Raw genomic sequence first — 282 nt, 5'->3', positions numbered from 1 at the left:
GGCAATTGCAACCACGATGCGTCCGCTCGTTTCTCTCACTCTGCCGGAGCGGGGCGCCGCGCGGCTCGCGACCCAGCTCTTCCTGGCGCTTGCCGTAACCCTGCTGCTGACGCTTTCGGCCAAGACCAAAGTGGTGCTCGGCCCGGTCGACATTTCGCTGCAGACGCTCGCCGTGCTGCTGATCGCCTCGCCCTTCGGCCTGCGCCTCGCCGTCGCGACGCTGTTTCTCTACCTCGCCGAAGGCGCGTTTGGCTTGTCGGTCTTCCAGGGCACGCCGGAAAA

Annotated in this window: 1 protein-coding gene; it reads left to right on the top strand. The window is 66.3% G+C overall.

All coding sequences use genetic code 11. From position 1 onward, the window contains the following. The coding region (locus EN852_RS40210) for a biotin transporter BioY (RefSeq protein ID WP_246694609.1) at positions 1-282 on the top strand (282 nt) is incomplete at both ends.

The organism is Mesorhizobium sp. M2E.F.Ca.ET.209.01.1.1, from assembly GCF_004010375.2.
Classification (GTDB): domain Bacteria; phylum Pseudomonadota; class Alphaproteobacteria; order Rhizobiales; family Rhizobiaceae; genus Mesorhizobium.
The sequence above is the reverse complement of the archived record's forward strand: the minus strand, read 5'-3'. Positions and strand labels throughout refer to the sequence as shown.